The sequence below is a fragment of the Gluconacetobacter dulcium genome (assembly GCF_014174165.1).
In the GTDB taxonomy this organism is placed as follows: domain Bacteria; phylum Pseudomonadota; class Alphaproteobacteria; order Acetobacterales; family Acetobacteraceae; genus Gluconacetobacter; species Gluconacetobacter dulcium.
The window spans coordinates 35,208-53,739 of record NZ_JABEQN010000007.1 but is presented as its reverse complement, the minus strand read 5'-3'; the positions used below and the strand labels follow the sequence as shown (position 1 = coordinate 53,739).

14 protein-coding genes and 1 pseudogene are annotated in these 18,532 nt (G+C 65.9%); 7 read left to right on the top strand and 8 right to left on the bottom strand.

Going from position 1 to position 18,532, the window contains the following annotated elements:
• Window positions 1-289: 289 nt before the first annotated feature.
• Window positions 290-1,195 carry a LysR family transcriptional regulator gene (locus HLH25_RS07555; protein WP_182973477.1) on the bottom strand — a complete coding sequence of 302 codons (906 nt, stop codon included), beginning with the start codon at window positions 1,193-1,195 and terminating at the stop codon, window positions 290-292.
• A gap of 114 nt (window positions 1,196-1,309) precedes the next feature.
• On the opposite strand from HLH25_RS07555, the gene HLH25_RS07550 reads away from it, so the two are divergent.
• Both HLH25_RS07550 and HLH25_RS07545 read left to right on the top strand, forming a co-directional pair.
• On the top strand, window positions 1,310-2,344 hold the full coding sequence (locus HLH25_RS07550; protein ID WP_182973476.1) for an aldo/keto reductase: 1,035 nt from the start codon (window positions 1,310-1,312) through the stop codon (window positions 2,342-2,344).
• 19 nt (window positions 2,345-2,363) lie between these two features.
• Window positions 2,364-3,428 carry an SDR family oxidoreductase gene (locus tag HLH25_RS07545; RefSeq protein ID WP_182973475.1) on the top strand — a complete coding sequence of 355 codons (1,065 nt, stop codon included), beginning with the start codon at window positions 2,364-2,366 and terminating at the stop codon, window positions 3,426-3,428.
• 124 nt (window positions 3,429-3,552) lie between these two features.
• Here HLH25_RS07545 and HLH25_RS07540 read toward each other — a convergent pair whose 3' ends face one another.
• A complete protein-coding gene (locus HLH25_RS07540; RefSeq protein WP_182973474.1) occupies window positions 3,553-4,167 on the bottom strand; it encodes a glutathione S-transferase family protein in 615 nt (204 codons plus the stop codon).
• Between the two features lie 109 nt (window positions 4,168-4,276).
• Here HLH25_RS07540 and ftrA point away from each other — a divergent pair, with 109 nt between their 5' ends.
• Window positions 4,277-5,236, top strand: coding sequence for a transcriptional regulator FtrA (gene ftrA, locus HLH25_RS07535; protein WP_182973473.1), 960 nt, complete (start codon window positions 4,277-4,279; stop codon window positions 5,234-5,236).
• 509 nt (window positions 5,237-5,745) lie between these two features.
• Here ftrA and adhP read toward each other — a convergent pair.
• Window positions 5,746-6,774, bottom strand: a complete 1,029-nt coding sequence (gene adhP, locus HLH25_RS07530; protein ID WP_182973472.1) for an alcohol dehydrogenase AdhP — start codon at window positions 6,772-6,774, stop codon at window positions 5,746-5,748.
• A gap of 293 nt (window positions 6,775-7,067) precedes the next feature.
• Here adhP and HLH25_RS07525 point away from each other — a divergent pair, with 293 nt between their 5' ends.
• The 3 genes from HLH25_RS07525 to HLH25_RS07515 all read left to right on the top strand — a co-directional run bounded on the left by HLH25_RS07525 (window position 7,068) and on the right by HLH25_RS07515 (window position 10,600).
• Window positions 7,068-8,735, top strand: a complete 1,668-nt coding sequence (locus tag HLH25_RS07525; RefSeq protein WP_182973471.1) for a phospholipase C — start codon at window positions 7,068-7,070, stop codon at window positions 8,733-8,735.
• A gap of 139 nt (window positions 8,736-8,874) precedes the next feature.
• Entirely contained in the window at window positions 8,875-10,164 is a 1,290-nt protein-coding gene (locus HLH25_RS07520; RefSeq protein ID WP_343065490.1) for a cytochrome-c peroxidase, read from the top strand.
• Window positions 10,165-10,246: 82 nt separating this feature from the next.
• Entirely contained in the window at window positions 10,247-10,600 is a 354-nt protein-coding gene (locus tag HLH25_RS07515) for a RidA family protein (protein ID WP_182973469.1), read from the top strand.
• A 112-nt stretch (window positions 10,601-10,712) separates the two neighbouring features.
• Here HLH25_RS07515 and HLH25_RS07510 read toward each other — a convergent pair whose 3' ends face one another.
• From HLH25_RS07510 to HLH25_RS07490, 5 genes and pseudogenes are all read right to left on the bottom strand, one after another.
• Window positions 10,713-11,807 (bottom strand): branched-chain amino acid aminotransferase, encoded by a 1,095-nt coding sequence (locus HLH25_RS07510; RefSeq protein WP_182973468.1) that lies wholly within the window; start codon window positions 11,805-11,807, stop codon window positions 10,713-10,715.
• Between the two features lie 144 nt (window positions 11,808-11,951).
• A complete protein-coding gene (gene bla / locus HLH25_RS07505) occupies window positions 11,952-12,809 on the bottom strand; it encodes a class A beta-lactamase (protein WP_220791723.1) in 858 nt (285 codons plus the stop codon).
• Between the two features lie 64 nt (window positions 12,810-12,873).
• A complete protein-coding gene (locus tag HLH25_RS07500; RefSeq protein WP_182973467.1) occupies window positions 12,874-13,716 on the bottom strand; it encodes an NADPH-dependent oxidoreductase in 843 nt (280 codons plus the stop codon).
• Window positions 13,709-15,150: pseudogene (locus tag HLH25_RS07495) on the bottom strand (NAD-dependent succinate-semialdehyde dehydrogenase). Before HLH25_RS07495 ends, HLH25_RS07500 begins: the two are co-directional and overlap by 8 nt.
• Before the next feature lie 173 nt (window positions 15,151-15,323).
• Entirely contained in the window at window positions 15,324-16,334 is a 1,011-nt protein-coding gene (locus HLH25_RS07490; RefSeq protein WP_182973466.1) for an MYG1 family protein, read from the bottom strand.
• Window positions 16,335-16,507: 173 nt separating this feature from the next.
• On the opposite strand from HLH25_RS07490, the gene HLH25_RS07485 reads away from it, so the two are divergent.
• Window positions 16,508-18,499, top strand: coding sequence for a tetratricopeptide repeat-containing sulfotransferase family protein (locus tag HLH25_RS07485; protein ID WP_182973465.1), 1,992 nt, complete (start codon window positions 16,508-16,510; stop codon window positions 18,497-18,499).
• Window positions 18,500-18,532 lie beyond the last annotated feature (33 nt).

Sequence of the window (18,532 nt, the reverse complement as noted above, 5' to 3'; positions counted from 1 at the left end):
GATTTCAAAAAGAGAATTAACAGAAAAGGCGTGTTGGTATCGGCCACACCATGCCCACAACCAACGATCCCATCAAAAACCTCATGAACCAGCAGATTCACGAGGTTTTTCTTCGGTTGCATGTCGCATTGAAAACAGACCACGACAAAATCAGTACGGAACCGTGCGCTTAGCGGATGTCGGCATTCGCAGCCTCCATGACATGATGGCCCGGTCCCGCGCGGACATTCCAGCCACGCACTTCAGTTTCGCAGCGCGACCGTCAACCATCCTGATCCGACATGATCTTTCATTCCACGCGCCCGCGCGCTGCGAGAAAATCGAGCAATGCCCGAACACGCGAGGGAAGCGGACCGCTTCCGCCCGCATGGACGGCGTAGAATGTTTCGTGATCCCCCGGATTGAACCTTTCCAAAACGGGAACCAGTCGTCCGGCGGCGATATCGTCGCGCACGGTAAAGAGCGCCAACCGGGCAAGGCCGTTTCCGCTTAATGCGAGTTGTCGTAGCGCCTCGCCGTCACTGGCCTGAACGCGACCGGATGCCGGATGCACGATCGTCTCATCGTGCTGTTTCAAAGGCCAGCCATCGATCGCGCGGAGATAGCCGAAACCCAGCCTGCGATGCCGGTCCAGGTCGGCGATGGTCTCTGGCACACCGAAGCGGTTCAGATAACCGGGCGCGGCGGTAATGACCGATGGCGTCTCACCCAGCTTGCGTGCGACGAGGCTTGAACTTTTCAGCGGTCCGGCACGCACCGCCACGTCCGTTCGCTCGGAGAGAAGATCGATCACCATGTCCGTCTGGACGATATCCAGGGTGATATCGGGATAGAGGTCGAGAAAGTCGGGCAGGATCGGTGCGAGGATATGGATGGCGTAGGAAGCGCTCGTCGTCAGGCGGACACGCCCGAAAGGCCGTTCGCCAGCCCCGGCGCTCCGTTCCGCGTCCGCGATGTCCGCCAGAATTTGCGTGGCGCGCTCGTAGAAGACGCACCCTTCGGGCGTCAGTTGGAAACGTCGTGTCGAACGGTTGACGAGCCGTGCGCCCAGACGCGTTTCGAGGCGGGCGATCAGTTTGCTGATCGCCGATGGCGTCATCCGACACACCCGCGCGGCAGCCGAGAAGCCGCCCTGCTCGACGATGTGTACGAACACCGCCATTTCGCGTGAACGATTGATCTCGATGCCTGCCATTCGGTCTTTCATTTCACAGATGATGTTCCATCCGGCACTCTATATCACGAATTCCCTGCCCCTTATCCTGCCTGCTCACGGCACGCGCATGTGCAGGATCGAAAGGAAGACGGGATGGACTATCGGTCGCTCGGAAAATCCGGCCTCAAGGTTCCGTTGCTCAGCTTCGGTGCCGGCACCTTTGGCGGCAAGGGGCCGCTGTTCGGCGCCTGGGGCAAGACCGACGCCACGGAGGCACGGCGGCTGATCGACATCTGCCTGGATGCCGGCGTCACCCTGTTCGATACAGCCGACGTGTATTCCGACGGCGCATCGGAAGAGGTGCTGGGAGAAGCGATCCGCAACCGGCGCGACAAGGTGCTGATTTCCACGAAGACCGGCCTACCGATGGGAGAAGGGCCAGCAGAGGCGGGCACGTCTCGCGCGCGACTGCTTCCCGCCGTCGAAGCGTCGTTGCGGCGCCTGGGCACTGACTATATCGATTTGCTCCAACTTCACGCTTTCGACGCCGCAACGCCGTTCGAGGAAGTGCTCGCAACGCTGGACGAACTCGTCCGCGCCGGAAAGGTCCGGTATATCGGCGTCTCCAATTTCTCCGGCTGGCAACTGGAGAAATCGTTGGGAATAGCGGAGCGATATGGCTGGCCGCGCTATGTCGCCCATCAGGTCTATTATTCGCTCGTCGGCCGTGATTACGAATGGGAATTGATGCCGCTCGGACGAGAAGAGGGCGTAGGCGCGCTGGTCTGGAGTCCGTTGGGCTGGGGAAGATTGACCGGCCGCCTGAAACGCGGCGAGACACTTCCCGCGGACAGCCGCCTGAACCAGACAGCCGCTTTCGGGCCGCCCGTCGATGACGAGCGTCTGTTCCGTGTTCTCGATATGCTGGACGAGATCGCGGGCGAGACGGGAAAGACCGTGCCGCAGATCGCCCTCAACTGGCTCACCTCAAGGCCCACGGTTGCCTCGGTCATCATCGGCGCGCGCGATGAAGCACAACTGCGCCAGAACCTCGGTGCCGTCGGATGGCGCCTCACGGCTGAACAGACGGCGCGCCTGGATGATGCGAGCCGGACAGAAGCCGCCTATCCGTATTTCCCTTATTACCGCCAGGCCGCGTTTGCGCGCCTCAATCCCCCCGCCGTCTGATTGCCGAAGGAGACTGGGCATGTCTTATAGCGCACTGATCGTCGGCGCCACGGGAATCGTGGGGCAGAATCTCGCGGCCCGGCTGGTCGCGGATGGCTGGGTCGTCCACGGCCTGGCGCGCCGCCCCCGGCAGGCGGGGCGCGGCGCAATCCCCATCGCGGCGGATCTGCTGGACGCGGAAGGGTTGCGGACGGCCCTGGCCGGAATACGGCCGAGCCATATCTATTTCTGTTCATGGATGCGGATGGCGACGGAGGCCGAAAACTGCCGGGTCAACGGCGCGATGGTGCGAAACGTCTTCGCGGCGCTGCCCGCTCCGGGGCTGATCCGTCACGCGGCCCTCACGACGGGGCTCAAGCACTATCTCGGCCCGTTCGAAGCCTATGCCCAGGGCGGTGGCGTACAAACGCCGTTTCGTGAAGATATGCCACGCCTCCCGATCGCGAATTTCTATTACGATCAGGAAGACGCCCTGTTCGAGGCCGCGTCACGCCACGGCTTTTCCTGGAGCGTGCATCGTCCGAGCACGATCATCGGCCATGCCGTCGGCAATGCGATGAATATGGGCTCGACTCTCGCCGTCTATGCCAGCCTCTGTCGCGAGACCGGGCGGCCGTTCGTATTCCCCGGCTCACCCAACCAGTGGCATGGCCTGACGGATGTCACAGACGCGCGCCAACTGGCTCGCCACCTGCATTGGGCGGGCACGACCGCCGCCGCGCAGAATCAGGATTTCAACATCGTCAATGGCGACGTCTTCCGTTGGAAATGGCTTTGGCCGGACCTCGCAACATGGTTCGGCATCGAAGCCGCGCCCTATCCAGAAGCCGCGCTGTCTCTGGATGAGATGCTTGCGGAGGATAGCAGGCTCTGGACGACCATGGCGGCGCGTCACGGTCTGGCGGAACCCGACATTCATCGCGTTGCGTCCGCATGGCATACCGATGCCGATCTCGGCCGTCCCGTGGAATGCGTCACGGACATGAGCAAAAGCAGGCGCGCCGGCTTCACGGACTATCAGTACACGCCGGACTCATTCTTTGACCTGTTCGCGAGATTGCGTTCGGAACGTCTGATTCCCTGATTTTCAAAAGCATCGAACGCGACAGCGGGCAGGAATATGCCCGTTGTCGCGGCGCGCCGAGGATGACGACCCGGCGCGCCCTCCAGCATCCGCCTGTATCGGATAGTATTCTCCCAAATATTGCTTATTTCGGCTGCCATTTCAGGAATGCCGGCAGTGCTTCCGCTCGGGCGGCGAGGCGCAGGAGAGCCGGATACGCGTCCCCGGTCACGATGTCGGGGATTTCGTTGCGGGCGAAAGTCCAGGCGACGGCGGTTGAGATATCGGCCTGTGACACCGTTCCCAGCAACCAGTCACCGGCGCAACGGGCATAGCGCGCATCAAGCATCGAGAAGGCGGCATGGGCCTGATCGACGATGCGCTCCGCCCAGGGCTGATACTGCCTGTCCGGCGGCCGGCGCGTCCGTTCGTAGACGAGTTGCACCGCCTTGTCCGCCGCGACCAGGGCGAAGCCCAGCGTGTGGAGCACTTGCATCCGATCCGGAGCATCCTCCGGCATCAGCCGCCGGGCTGGCGGCAGCCCATGCTCGATATGGTCGAGGATCAGGGTCGATTCCATCAGGACCGTTCCATCTTCCGTCATGAGGCTCGGCGCCTTCAGCACGGGATTGATCGCGACGAACGCGGCCTCATCCTGAAACACCGAGAGGGAGACATGTTCGAACGGAACCTCCATCAGCGTCAGGGAAATGGCCACGCGCCTAACGTAAGGAGAATCCAGTTTTCCGACCAGCTTCATAGGTCTTTGCTCCATTCGGGTGAGGAGCCGCTATCTTCCTGGGATGATGGATTTGGCGTAAGTGTCCGGATCGGTCATCTACGCTCCGATCCTGCCAGAGTTCTTGTCTATGTCCGATCGCCCTCTCGTTGTCGTTCTCGCCTATGATGGGCTGTGCGCATTCGAATATGGCTGCGCGATGGAGGTCTTCGCCCTATCGCGTCCCGAGGCGGGGCCGGGCTGGTACCGTTGCGTCGTCGCAGGGGTCGAAGCCGGGCCGCTCCGTGCCGGGGCACGCCTGAGCGTTCTGCCGGACGGCGATCTCTCTCTTCTGGATCAGGCCGATACGGTCGTCATTCCCGGCTGGCGCGGTCCGCACGCCCCCGTACCCGATGATCTCGCGGCGGCTCTGCGGGCAGCCCATATGCGTGGCGCACGGCTCGTCTCGATCTGTTCGGGCGCTTTTGTCCTTGCCGCCACCGGCCTGCTCGACGGGCGTCGTGCCACGACACACTGGCACCACACGGACGTTCTGGCGCGAACCTATCCAGAGATCAGGGTCGAACCTGACGTGCTGTACACGGAGGACGAACGGCTCCTTACGTCTGCCGGGAGTGCTGCGGGCCTCGACCTCTGCCTGCATGTGGTCAGGCAGGATTTCGGTGCCCGGATCGCCAATCAGGTGGCCCGCCGGCTGGTCATTCCCGCCCACCGGGACGGCGGCCAGGCACAGTTTATCCCGCGTCCGGTGGCGAAGCATGCGGGGCGCCGCCTCGCAACACTGCTCGATATGATTCGCGGACGCCTGCACGAGCACTGGCCGGTCGAACGGATGGCGTCCGAGGCGAGAATGAGCCCGCGCGGTCTGCATCGCCATGTGTGCGACGCCACAGGTCTGACGCCGCTGAACTGGCTGCTCAACGAGCGCGTCGCGCGGGCGCGGGAACTGTTGGAAGAAACGCGATTGCCAGTCGCGGAAATCGCGCATGTGACCGGGTTCGGATCGGAGGCCGGATTCCGCAAACAGTTCCGACGCATCACTGGTTTGACCGCGAGCGCCTATCGCAGAAGGTTCGATGCGACGGAGTGAGTGAGAGCGAAGAAAAGGATTTTCCCAGTTCGACCGCCTGGAATGGCCTGCGATATGCGTGGAGAGGGCGAAAGCCGCCAAAAACAGGCAGCACAGGCTTCAGGTTGGTGGCCGATCGCAAGGCGCCAGACAGCATTCCACCGAAGCAGGGCGGGTATCCTGCGCGCGATCGCGGACGGGATGTATGGAGCCTGCGATGAAGGCGCGAATGCAGGAGCCTTGGCCCAGGAAGGCCGAGATCGCCGCCCACATGGCCGACAATCCCGACGGACTTGCCGCGCGTGCCCCCCCCCAAACCTCTCGGACCGCTACCAGCTCAAGGCGACCCGGCTGGTGGAAGCAATCCGCGCGCCGGCCGGGGGCATTGTGCCGACGCCTCCCCCTGTGCTGCGAACTGACGGCGATCTTCGATCTGGCGAACGGCGGCGCGGCCCATCGTACCCGAGGCGGAGCAGCGCAAAGCCGGAAGGTTCCACCCTTATGACAAGGGCTTATGCCCCCACCACCCGTCACCCCCGCAGGTCGAGCACCTTGCGTCCCTGCACGTTGCCCGCCTCCAGCTCGGCGAAGATCTCGTTGATATTCTCCAGCCGGTCGGGCTCGATGACGGTCTTGACCTTGCCGTCGGCGAAGAACGACAGCGCCTCGATCATGTCCAGCCGCGTGCCGACGATCGACCCCCGCACCGTGGTCCCTGCCATCACCATGTCGAAGATGGAAATCGGGAATTCCCCCGGCGGCAGGCCGTTCAGTACGATCGTCCCGCCGCGCCGGGCAAAGCCCATCGCCTGCGCGAAGGCGGTGCGCGAAACCGCCGTCACCAGCGTGCCATGCGCCCCGCCCACCTGCGACTGGATATAAGGCGCGGGATCGACCGACCGCGCATTCACGGTCAGCGCCGCCCCCAGCACCTTGGCGGTCTGCAACTTCTCGTCGTCGATATCGATCGCGATCACGTTCAGTCCCATGGCCACGCCATACTGCACCGCCATCTGGCCCAACCCGCCCACACCCGAAACGGCGACCCACTGGCCCGGACGGGTGTCCGTCATCTTCAGGCCCTTATAGACCGTCAGCCCCGCGCACAGCACCGGCGCAACCTGCATCGGGTCGATATTCTTCGGCAGATGAGCCACGTAATTCGGATCGGCCACCACATATTCGGCGAAACATCCGTTGACGGTGTAGCCCGTATCGTCCTGCGTCGGGCACAGCGTCTCCCACCCGCCCAGGCAATGTTCGCAATGGCCGCACGCCGAATACAGCCACGGCACGCCCACCACGTCGCCCTGCTTCACCCATTTGACGGCGCTTCCCACAGCCACCACATGCCCCACACCCTCATGTCCCGGCACGAAAGGCGGCTTCGGCTTCACCGGCCAGTCCCCACGGGCGGCATGCAGGTCGGTGTGGCACACGCCGCACGCATCCAGCCGCACCAGGATCTGGTCGGCACGGATCGTCGGAATATCCAGTTCCTCGATCGTCAGCGGCTTGCCGAATTCACGGACGACGGCGGCCTTCATCTTTCCGGTCATGCTCGTTCCTCACAATGCAGGGGTGGCGCACCGAGGGCGCGACGCAGGAGATATTAGCCCGTCCGCCAGCAGCGGACCCTGATCTACGTCAAGCCCCGACGCACCCGGCATCATCAAGAATTCACACTCTTCCGCTCCCGTTCCATGATGGCCAAGGCCGGAACGACGCCCTATAGAACGAAGGCCGACCGCCGGGGCCGCCGCCGGAACGGCGATGGCCCGGAGATGATCGTCCCGCACGATCGGTCCGCTCCGGGGCCGCAGAACCGCAAACCGCAGGATACGCGCCCGGCATGATCTCTTCCCGCCCCGTTCGCCTCGCCAGCCCCCTCGTGGCCCTGCTGGCCACCACCCCCGCCCTGGCCGCTCCTACCCCGAATACGCTGGCGACAAAGCCCGAAACGGCAACGCCGATCAAGCATCTGATCGTCGTCTATGACGAGAACGTCTCGTTCGACCATTATTTCGCCACCTATCCGCAGGCCGCCAACCCGCCCGGCGAACCCGCCTTCACGGCCCGGCCCGGCACCCCGCCGGCCAATACGCTGGTCACGGCGGGGCTGCTGACCAGCAACCCCAACGCCGGTCCCGCCAACGGCGCCGACGCCAGCCTGCCGTTCCGCCTCGACCGCACCCAGGCCGCCACCGCCGACCAGAACCACGCCTATACGGCCGAGCAGATGGCCTATCATGGCGGCAAGGCCGACCTGTTCCCCCTCCATACCGGGCGCGGCACCCCCGGCGGCGTGGGCGCGTTTGGCACGCGCGGCCAGGTGATGGGCTATTTCGACGGCAACACCGTCACCGCCCTGTGGCAGTACGCCCAGCATTTCGCCATGAGCGACGCCACCTACACCGACACCTACGGCCCCTCCACGCCGGGCGCGCTGGAAGTCGTCGCGGGCCAGACCAACGGCATGCTGATCGTCCGGACGACGCAGAAGCCCGCCACCAAACACGCCGCAACGCCCTATATCGCCGATGGCCAGGGCGGCTGGACCATGATCAACGACATCGACCCGGCCTATGATGTCTGCTCGGTTCCCGGCAATCAGGTCACCATGCGCGGCCGCAATGTCGGCGACCTGCTGAACCAGGCCGGCATCACCTGGGGCGGCTTCATGGGCGGGTTCGCGCTGGACATCCGCAACCCCAACGGCACCACCGGCTGCGCCCGTTCCACGCCCTCTCCCGTGGTCGGCCAGACGATCACCGACTACATCCCCCATCACAACTGGTTCCAGTACTATCCCAGCACCGCCAACCCCACCCACGCCCGCCCCAGTTCGGTCGCCGCGATCGGCCACACCTTCGCGGCGGACGGCGTCACGCGCGATCCGGCCAACCACGAATACGACCTGCGCGATTTCGCCACCGTCCTGCGCGCCGGCACCCTGCCCGCCGTCTCGTTCATCAAGCTCCTCGGCTATCAGGACGGCCACGCCGGCTATTCCGACCCGCTGGACGAACAGCAGGGCCTGGTCGAAGTCCTGAACATGGTGCAGCAGCGGCCGGAATGGCGCGACACCGCCGTCATCATCGCCTGGGACGATTCCGATGGCTGGTACGACCACGCCTTCGTCCCCCCCACCCGCTCCTCCAGCGACCCCGAGGCCGACCAACTGGACGGCCCCGGCCGCTGCGGTGGCAGCGCCCCCCGCCCCATGGGCGTCGATGGCCGGCCCGTCAACGGCCGCTGCGGCCCCGGCACCCGCATCCCGCTGCTGGTCGTCTCCCCGTGGGCGAAGACCAACCATATCAGCCACGTCCTGCTGACCCAGAGTTCGATCACCCGCTTCATCGAAGACAACTGGCTGCACGGCACACGCCTGGGCGGCGGCTCCTTCGACGCCGACGCCGCCGACCTGCGCGACCTGTTCGATTTCACCCAGCCGCCCCGGATGGGCCGTCTGCTGCTGGACCCTACGACCGGCGAACCGCGCTCCGCGATTGCTCGTTAGGCATCGCAAGCAACGCAGGGCGCTGCCCTGCACCCGGAAGGGGACAGTCGTCCCCTTCACCCCTCGGGGTTATGAGATATCGACAATTTCGAGATCTATCTCGACATATTCAATGCTTTTTAGAATATTCCTCTTCCTTGTGCTTCCGGCCTTACCGGCTCTCGCCGCCGGCGCCCCCCCGGCCGCCTGCCTGCCGACGCCCGATGGCGGCAATCCCTGTCCCGTCGCGCTGCATCGCCCGGCCGCCGCCCCCCTCTCGGCAATGGCGCAGGTCGGGCGCAGCCTGTTTCACGATCCCGCCCTGTCCGGATCGGGCCGGCAATCCTGCGCCTCCTGCCATGACCCCGCGCATCATTACGCCCCGGCAGGCCCGGCCGCCGTCGCCCTGGGCGGCACCGACCTGACGCGGGACGGGCTGCGCGCGGTCCCCACCCTCACCTATCTGGAAACCCGCCCCAATTTCAGCATCGGCCCCGACGATGCCGAAACCGAAACCGCCACCACCCCCTCCGCCACGGCCATCGGCCCGCACGGCGCCAAGACCGCGCAGAACAACGCCGCGTCCGCCGTCAACATGGTCCCGCAAGGCGGCCTGTTCTGGGACGGCCGCGCCGACACCCTGCAACAGCAAGCCAACGGCCCCCTCTTCAACCCCGACGAAATGGCCTCCAGCCGCGCCATCGTGCTGGCCCGGCTGAAGCACGGCCCCTACGCCCCGATGCTCCGCCGCCTGGGCGGCCCCGCCGTCGCCAGTTCGGACAATCTGCTGCTCGCCGAAGCCCTGTTCGCCATCGCGCGCTACCAGATCGAAGACCCGGCCTTCCACCCCTACGCCAGCCCATATGACGACTGGCTGGAAGGCCGGCGGCGCATGACGCCGGCCCAGCACCGGGGCTACCTGCTGTTCAACGACCCGGCAAAAGGCAATTGCGCCGCCTGCCACCCCGACCGCCCCAAACCCGACGGCACGCCCCCGCTGCTGACCGACCATCAGTTCGAGGCCCTCGGCGTCCCGCGCAACCGCACGCTGTCCGCCAACCGCAACCCCGCCTTTTACGATCTGGGACTATGCGGCCCGGTCCGCACCGACATGGCAACCCGCGCCGACATGTGCGGCCTGTTCGTCACGCCAACCCTGCGCAACACCGCCACCCGCCACGCCTTCTTCCATAACGGCATCTATCACACGCTCAATGAGGTGCTGGATTTCTACGTCCTGCGCGATGTCGCCCCCGAGCGGATCTACCCCAAGGACGCCAACGGCCAGATCCTGCGCCAGGACGACCTGCCGCCCACCTACCGCACCAACCTCGACATCACGGACGCCCCCTTCGACCGCCACCCAGGCGACGCCCCGGCCCTGACCCCACGCGAACGGCAGGATATCATCGCCTTCCTGCGCATGCTGACCGACCGGCCGACACACTGATCCGTCCACCGAGGCCCATCTGTCACGGATGCGTGTGTTATTCTATCGTTCGCCCCCTCGCCCCACGAACAGAGAGACCCCCATGAGTCCGATCACCCGCCTGCAACCCGAAACCCGCCTGTGCGGCGCGACGATCCATAACGGGCTGGTCTATCTGGCCGGCCAGGTCACCGATGATTCGTCGCTGGATATCGAAGGGCAGATGGCCGACATCCTGCGTCAGGTCGACGCCCTGCTGGCCGAAGCAGGCACCGACAAGAGCCGCCTGCTCTCGGTCCAGCTCTTCCTGGCCAACATGGACGATCTGGACGCCATGAACCGCGCCTGGGACCAATGGCTGGATCGCGGCAACAAACCGGCCCGCGCCACCGTCGAGGCCCGACTGGCCGACCCGGCCTGGCGCGTCGAACTGACCGGCATCGCGGCATTGCCCTGAAGACCAGGGGGCTCAGCCCCTTGACCCCGGCAAAGGCCGGCGGCCTGTGCAAACCGGTTCGTTTATTCAGTCAATTGTAACGGCGGGGCTGAACGCCCCGCCTTGGCATCAATCAGTCGACGCGCTGGACCCAGCCATAGGGGTCCGGGCGCTGGCCGCGCTGAATGCCGATCAGCGCCTCGCGAAGCCCCTCCGTCACCGGATCGGCCCCATTCCCCGCACCGATCACGATCTCGCCCCGATGCCCACGGAAACGGCCGATCGACGTCACCACAGCCGCCGTACCGCAGGCAAAGGCTTCCTTCAGGCGCCCGCTGGCCGCGTCTTCATAGCACTGGTCGATGCTGTAACCTTCCTCGCGCACCGTCAGCCCCTTGTCGCGCGCCAGCGTCAGCAGCGCATCGCGGGTAATGCCGGGCAGGATCGTCCCCCCCAGCGGCGGCGTGACCAGCGTGCCGTCATCCATCACGAAGAAGATGTTCATGCCGCCCATTTCCTCGATCCACCGATGTTCGGCGGCATCCAGGAACAGCACCTGATCGCACTTCTGGTTCTTCGCCTCGCGCTGGGCCAGCAGGCTGGCGGCGTAATTGCCACCGCACTTGGCCGCGCCGGTCCCACCGGGGGCGGCGCGGGTATAATCCTCCGACACCCACACCGACACGGCGCCACCGCTGAAATACGCCCCGACGGGCGATGCGATGACGATGAACAGATATTCCGAGGACGGCTTCACCCCAAGGAACGCCTCGTTGGCAATCATGAACGGCCGCAGATACAGGCTGGCGCTCTCCCCTGACGGAATCCAGTCGCGATCCGTCTTCACCAGCTCGCGCACCGCCTCCAGGAACAGCGCCTCGGGCACGTCCGCCATGGCCATGCGCTCGGCCGACTGGCGGAAACGCCGGGCATTGGCATCCGGGCGGAACATCACCACGCCACCATCGGCGGCGCGATACGCCTTCATGCCCTCGAAGATTTCCTGCGCATAATGCAGCACGGCCGCAGCAGGATCGAGCGCGATCGGCGCCCGCGCCTCGATCGTCGGATTATGCCAGCCCTGCCCTTCCTTGTAGCGGACGACCGCCATGTGGTCGGTGAAGACGCGCCCGAACCCCGGATTGGCCAGCAATTCCGTACGCTGCGCGACCGATACCGGCGCGGGGTGCGGAATATGCGTGAAACGGAATTGATCGGCGCTATCCATGATCCTGCTCTCTCACGACGAAACGGCGCGTGCCGCATGCACGACGCAACAGGCACGCACCCCACGGCACGTCCCGACCGGTCAGAATCCCCAGATCACGCGGCACGTCAAGCCCGCGCCGCCGCGCATCAGGCCGGCAGCCGGTTACGACAGCGTCGCCGCCACATGCCGCCCGATCCCCGCGAAGAGCGCCGCAAACTGCGCATCATCCGGCGCACCCCCGCGCGTATAGACAACCATGACGATCGGCCCGCCCACCCCAGGCCACGCAATCGCAATGTCGCCGGCGGCGTCCTTGCCATTATTCCCCGTCTTGTCGCCCACCACCCACTGGCCCGGCAGGCCCGCGCGCAGGCGGTTCTTTCCGGTCTGGCAATCGACCAGCCAGGTCTTCAGCATCGCCCGCGACCCCTCCGAGAGCACATCCCCCAGCACAAGCCGCCGGGCGATCCCCGCCATCGCCAACGGCGTCGTCGTATTCCGCACCCCGCCCAGGGGCGTGCGATTGAGAAAAGGCTCAACGTCGTCAAGGCGGGTCACATCATCGCCGATCGACCGCCAGAACCGCGTCAACGCGGCAGGACCACCGATCCGCGTCAGAAGTTTGTTGGCACAGACATTGTCGCTGAATTCGACGGCCCCCGCGCACATCTCGCGCACCGACATCGCGCCCCGGCCCAGATTCTCTTTCGCGACAGGCGCATACATCCCCCCGATGTCGGCGGCCGTAAACGCGATCACCTCATCCAGATCCGCGTCCCCCCGATCGACGCGCGCCAGCACGCACGCGGCCAGCGAGGCCTTGAACGTGCTGCACATCACAAACCGTTCGCTCTGCCGCCAGGCAAAACGCTTTCCGCTGGCAATATTCAGGGCAAAAACGCCGACCCGCCCGCCCGTCGCGCGTTCATAGGCCGCGATCGCGCCCTCCGCCGGCGCCCGCGCGCACGCCGGGGACACAAGCAGGACCGGAACAGATCGAAGCAAATCGCGACGCCGCATGCGCATCATCTCCATCGCAGCAAGATCAGATCAATACACCCACGCCATGCCCGCACGGCACGACCTATCGCAGCGCAAATCCCAGCGCACCCAGCGCCTCACGCAACCGGTCGCGGCCATTCAGCGATTGCGGGCCGGCCACACGGCGCACCATGGCATCCGACCACGCGCGCGGCGCCAGCCCCTGTTCGCGCTGAAAGGCTTCGTCGATACCGTCATACCGGCCGACCGCCGCGTCCTCGCCCGACACATCGTAGCACTCGCGATGCAGCACGACCGCCTGCGCCAGGCGCGGCTTGATCGCGGCGGGCCGCGCCATATCCGGATACCCCACACACATGCCGAAAACCGCCATGCAGCGATCCGGCAGCCGCAGTTCGCGCGCCACCTGTTCCGGGTGATTGCGCAGGCCGCCGATATAAACGATCCCCAGCCCCTGCGCCTCGAAGAAAGCGGCCGCGTTCTGCGCCGCAAGCGCCGCATCGACGACCCCGACCAGAAAGGTCTCCAGATAATCCAGCCCCTCGGTGGCGTGCGACAGCCTCGCCCCCAGCCGCGCCAGTCGGGAGAGATCGACCAGCCACGCCAGAAACAGCGGCGCCTGACGGATATGCGCCTGCCCACCGGCCAGTTCCGACAGGCGGGCGCGCCGCTCGGCATCCTCGACCGCCACCACGCTCCACACCTGAAGGTTCGAGGACGTCGAGGCCGACTGGCCAGCCGCCATCGCCCCTTCCAGCACGCCCTCGGGCAACGGATCGGGCCGATAGGCCCGCACCGAGCGATGCGCCATCAGATGCCGCAGCATCGCCTCGTCCGGCAAAGCCCCCGGCGCGACGCCCTCGCGATAGCGCGCCGCCCACAGCGCCGCCAGACTGCCGGCCTCAAAGGCCGCCGTGTCAGACATAATCTCGGATCGTCACGAAACGGGTGTCCAGATAGGCATCCAGCGCCTCGCTGCCGCCTTCCGAGCCATAACCGGAATCGCCGATCCCGCCGAACGGCACCTCCGGCAGCGCCAGCCCCAGATGGTTCACCGTCAGCATCCCGGCCCGCACCTCGTCGCGCAGGCGGGCGGCCGTGGGGGCCGCGCCGGTAAAACCATAGGCCGCCAGCCCGTATGGCAGGCGATTGGCCTCGGTCAGCGCCTCGTCCAGCGTATCGAACGGATTCATCAGCGCCACCGGACCAAACGGCTCCTCATTCATGATCCGCATGTCGGTGGTCAGGTCGGTCAGCACCGTCGGCGCAAAGAAATAACCGGCATTGCCGATCCGCTGGCCACCGGTCACGATCGTCGCCCCCTTGCCGGTCGCATCGCCGATCAGGGCTTCCATCGCCTCCACGCGCCGGACATTGGCCAGCGGCCCCATTTTCGTATCGGGCAGCAGCCCGTCACCCACGCGGATCTCCCTGGCCACCGCCGCGAACCGCTCCACGAACCGACCGAAGACCGGACGCTCCACAAGGAAACGGGTCGGCGAGACGCAAACCTGCCCGGCATTGCGAAATTTCGCCGCCGCCAGCGTCGCCGCCGCATGGTCGATATCGGCATCGGCACAGATGATGGCCGGCCCATGCCCGCCCAGTTCCATCGTCGCCCGCTTCATGTGCGACCCGGCCAGCGCGGCCAGCATCTTGCCCACGACGGTCGAGCCGGTAAACGTCACCTTGCGGATCGCCGGATGCGCGATCAGCGTCTCCGAAATTTCGGACGGCGTGCCATAGACCAGCCCGATCACCCCCGCCGGCACCCCGGCATCGGCAAAGGCGCGGATCAGCGCGGCCGGCGAAGCCGGCGTTTCCTCCGCCGCCTTGACGATGATCGAGCAGCCGGTCGCCAGCGCCGCGCCGACCTTGCGCACCACCTGGTTGACCGGGAAATTCCACGGCGAGAACGCCGCCACCGGCCCCACCGGGCTGCGGATCACCGTCTGGCTCACCCCCACCGCGCGCGACGGGATCAGCCGCCCATAGGCCCGGCGTCCCTCTTCGGCCAGCCAGTCGATCGTATCCGCCGCCCCCAGCAATTCCGTCCGCGCTTCGGCCAGCGGCTTGCCCTGCTCCTGGGTCAGGACCGGCGCAACGTCATCGACCCGCGCCCGCAGCAGGGTCGCCGCCTGCCGCATGATCCGGTAGCGCTCGAACACCGACATGCGGCTCCACACCGCAAAGCCCCGTTCGGCGGCGCCACGGCGGCGGCCAGATCAGGCTGGCCGGCATGGGCCACCCGCCCGATCACCTGCTCGGTCGCAGGGTTGACCACGTCGATGAACCGCCCATCCTGCGCAGCAATCCACCGACCGTCGATAAACAGCAAGGTATCCGGATAAGACGACATGGCAGAGAGCCTCCAGCAGTTGGGCGAACGGAGCGGGAGCGTGCCGCATCCCCCTCTGCCGGTCAAAGAGACTCAGTCCCTGCCCGCCGCCGACCGGGCGGCCCACGCCTCACGGAGCGCGTCACGCTCTCCCGGCAAGGCAGCGGCAGGCGGATCGACGGGGAATGGCGAAATCAGGGCGCGCCGATCTCCAGCGCCCGGCGGGCCATGGCCACGGCCCCCGCCCGGCTGCGCGCACCGCAGATGAACCGCGCCGGATGCGCGAAGGCCGCATCCCCGATCCCCGAGACATCGGCCAGCGCCTGGCCTTCCAGCCCGCCCCACGCTTCCGGCAACGAGACACGCTGGCCGAACTCCCCCCGTGCCGGCGGCACCGCCTTCACATTCCACTGGCCGCCACCGGCCGGCGAGACGACATAGACGACAGGCAGATCGCGCTCGAAAATCACCTTCTCGGCCGGCATCCCCGTCTCCAGCACCAGAATGCGCTTGTCTTCGGCCAGCTCATAGGCACGCAACACACGCTCCACAGCCTTCAGGCTGGCCCGCGCACGATCGACAACCCCGACCAGATACCGCGCCACGATCCCGGCCGCATCGGCGAAGCCGGTCATTTCGCGCTTTCCCGCTTCCTCGGCGCCATACAGTTCGGCGGTGTCCCAGGCCGCACCGCAGGTCGAAACGATCTCCGCCAGCGACAGCCGTCCCATTTTCGCCACGCCGTTATCATCCAGATCGACCGGCAGGATCAGCGCCTTGTCGACGGCCTGCCAGATGGCGGCCTCCATGGCGTCCTCCACAGGCTCGGCCAGCATGTTCCGGATCGCGGCCAGGCCATAATCCTTCCACAGCAGCCCCGCCGCGCTGTAGGGCGTACCGTCCTCGCGCAGCGGCTTGTTCTTCATGTGATGGTCGTACCGCCCCGCCGCCGGATCGTACACACCACCGACATCGAACACGATCTCCGCGGCCTGGATCTGCCCCGGCACGCGCGAGCGCTTAAAGGTCAGCCGGTCCTCCGGCCCCTCGCCCAGAATCCGCGCCCGCAGGTCCCCCTGCGGCGCAAGCGCATAATGAAGGATGACATATCCCAGCGTCTCGTCGGCATGAAAATTGCCCGAATGGGTCAGTGCCCTGACGGGTGACGCCTCATGACCGAGACCGATTGGTGTATGTTCCGCCATATTCAGGGACCTGCCGACATTTCGGGGGGGATTGTTTCAGGTGCCCCTCATGCCCTACCGGCCGGCGCGACACAACACGCCTTCCAGATGACAGACCCACGGCCCCACGCATATCCTGACGACCGGCCGCCCGGATTGACAGCCATACCGGCTTAAACAACTATCCTGTCGGCATGCGCGAAACAAACGAGGATATCCAGCCTGCCGCTGGCGAGGCCGCGTCTGGCTGCCTGCCCTCGGGCACCGCCGTCCCCACCGAGGCGACGACCGACGACGCTCTCCGCTACGCCCTGACACGCCTTACCCAGGCTCCGGATCATCCCGAAGGTCTGTTGCTCATGGGCACGATCCATACATGGCGGAAGCAGTTCGAACAGGCGGTCCCCTTCCTGCAACGCGCCAAGACCCTGATGCCCGACAATGCGGAAGCCTTCAACACGCTCGGCCTGGCGCTCCATGAATCCGGAAGAACAGAAGAAGCCATCAGCAGCTTCCGCAAGGCCATCGACCTGCGCCCTTCATTCCCCGACGCGCGGGCACGCCTGAGGCAAGCCCTGGCGGCGCGCGGCCACACCACGGATAATATCGAGCAATACCGTGCGGTCCTGGCGATCGAAGCCCGCATGGAGGCCATCGCCCGCCACCGCGCGGCCCTGGCCGCCGATCCACAGGACATGGCCGCCCTCACCGGCCTCGGCCATGCGCTGCACGCGGCCGGCCGACATGAAGAGGCCGCCGAGCCGTTCCGCACGGCATTGACCCACACGCCGGCCTGCCCCGACGCGGCGCGCAATCTGGCTCAGGCCCTGGTCGCGCTCAATCGTCTCGACGAGGCGATCGCCTGCTATCGCTCCGTTCTGGAACAGGACCCAAGCCTGCACGCCATCCACGCCGCCACGGGAACGCTGCTGCGCAAAGCCGGGCGCCACGCCGAGGCCATCCATCACCTGGAACAGGCCCACGCCCTGCGGCCGGACGACGCGCCGATCCACGCCGCCCTGGCCCAACTCCTTCAGGAACAGGGGCATATCGACGCGGCGATCGCCCACCGGCGTCGGGCCATCGCCCTGGCACCGGAGGAACCGAGCCATTATCTGGCCCTCGCCCGCCTGACGAAACTGGCGCCCGACGATCCCGCGCTGGCCGCCATGCACGCCCTGGCCGGGCGCGAAGAGACGCTTGACGACCGAGGCAGGATGACTCTCCATTTCGCACTGGGCAAAGCACTTGCCGACCTCGGCCGGAATCAGGAATCGTTCGACCATCTGCTGAAAGCCAACGCGATCCGCCGCCGCCTCGTGCCCTATGACGAAAAGCCGGTCGCCCGCGCGGCAAAGGCCGTGCGTGAGCATTTTACCGCCGAGGCCCTGGCGGCGACCGCCGGAACCGGCCATCCCTCGTCACGCCCGATCTTCATCGTCGGCATGCCCCGATCGGGCTCAACACTCGTCGAGCAGATCCTGGCCAGCCATCCGGACGTGTATGGCGCCGGCGAAGTCAGCACGCTGACCGATACGCTGAAGGACGCGGCCAAACGGTTTCCGACGTGGCAGGTCGGCACCCCGCTGGCCTGCCTGAGTGCGCAGGATCGACACGCCATCGCCGAAGAGTATCTCCAGCGACTGGACAAGCTGGCAGCAATCGACTGGACGGGCGACCACCCGCCGGCACGCATCACGAACAAGATGCTGGATAATTTCTTCCATATCGGAATCATTCGGCAATTGTGGCCCAATGCTCGGATCATCCATACCTGTCGCGATCCGATCGACACCTGCCTGTCCTGTTTCTCGATTTCCTTCGACAATCTCGATTTTACGTTCGATCTGGGCGAACTGGGCCGTTATCATCGCCAATATCAGCAACAGATGGCCCACTGGCGGCAGGTCCTGCCGGCAGACGCGATCCTGGACGTCCATTACGAAGACATCGTCGAGGATCTCGAAGCCAATGCGCGACGCATCATCGCCTGGTGCGGCCTGCCATGGAACGATGCCTGCCTGCGCTTTCACGAAACCCGGCGCCTGGTCAGGACATCAAGCGTCGCGCAGGTCCGCAAACCGCTCTATCGCACGGCCGTGGGGCGCTGGCGCCCCGATAACGAGACGTTGCGTCCCCTGCTCGAAGCTCTTGGAACGGGCATTCCGAAAACCGACTGCAATTGAAAGACTGTTTGAAAAATTGTCCTGTCGGGCATC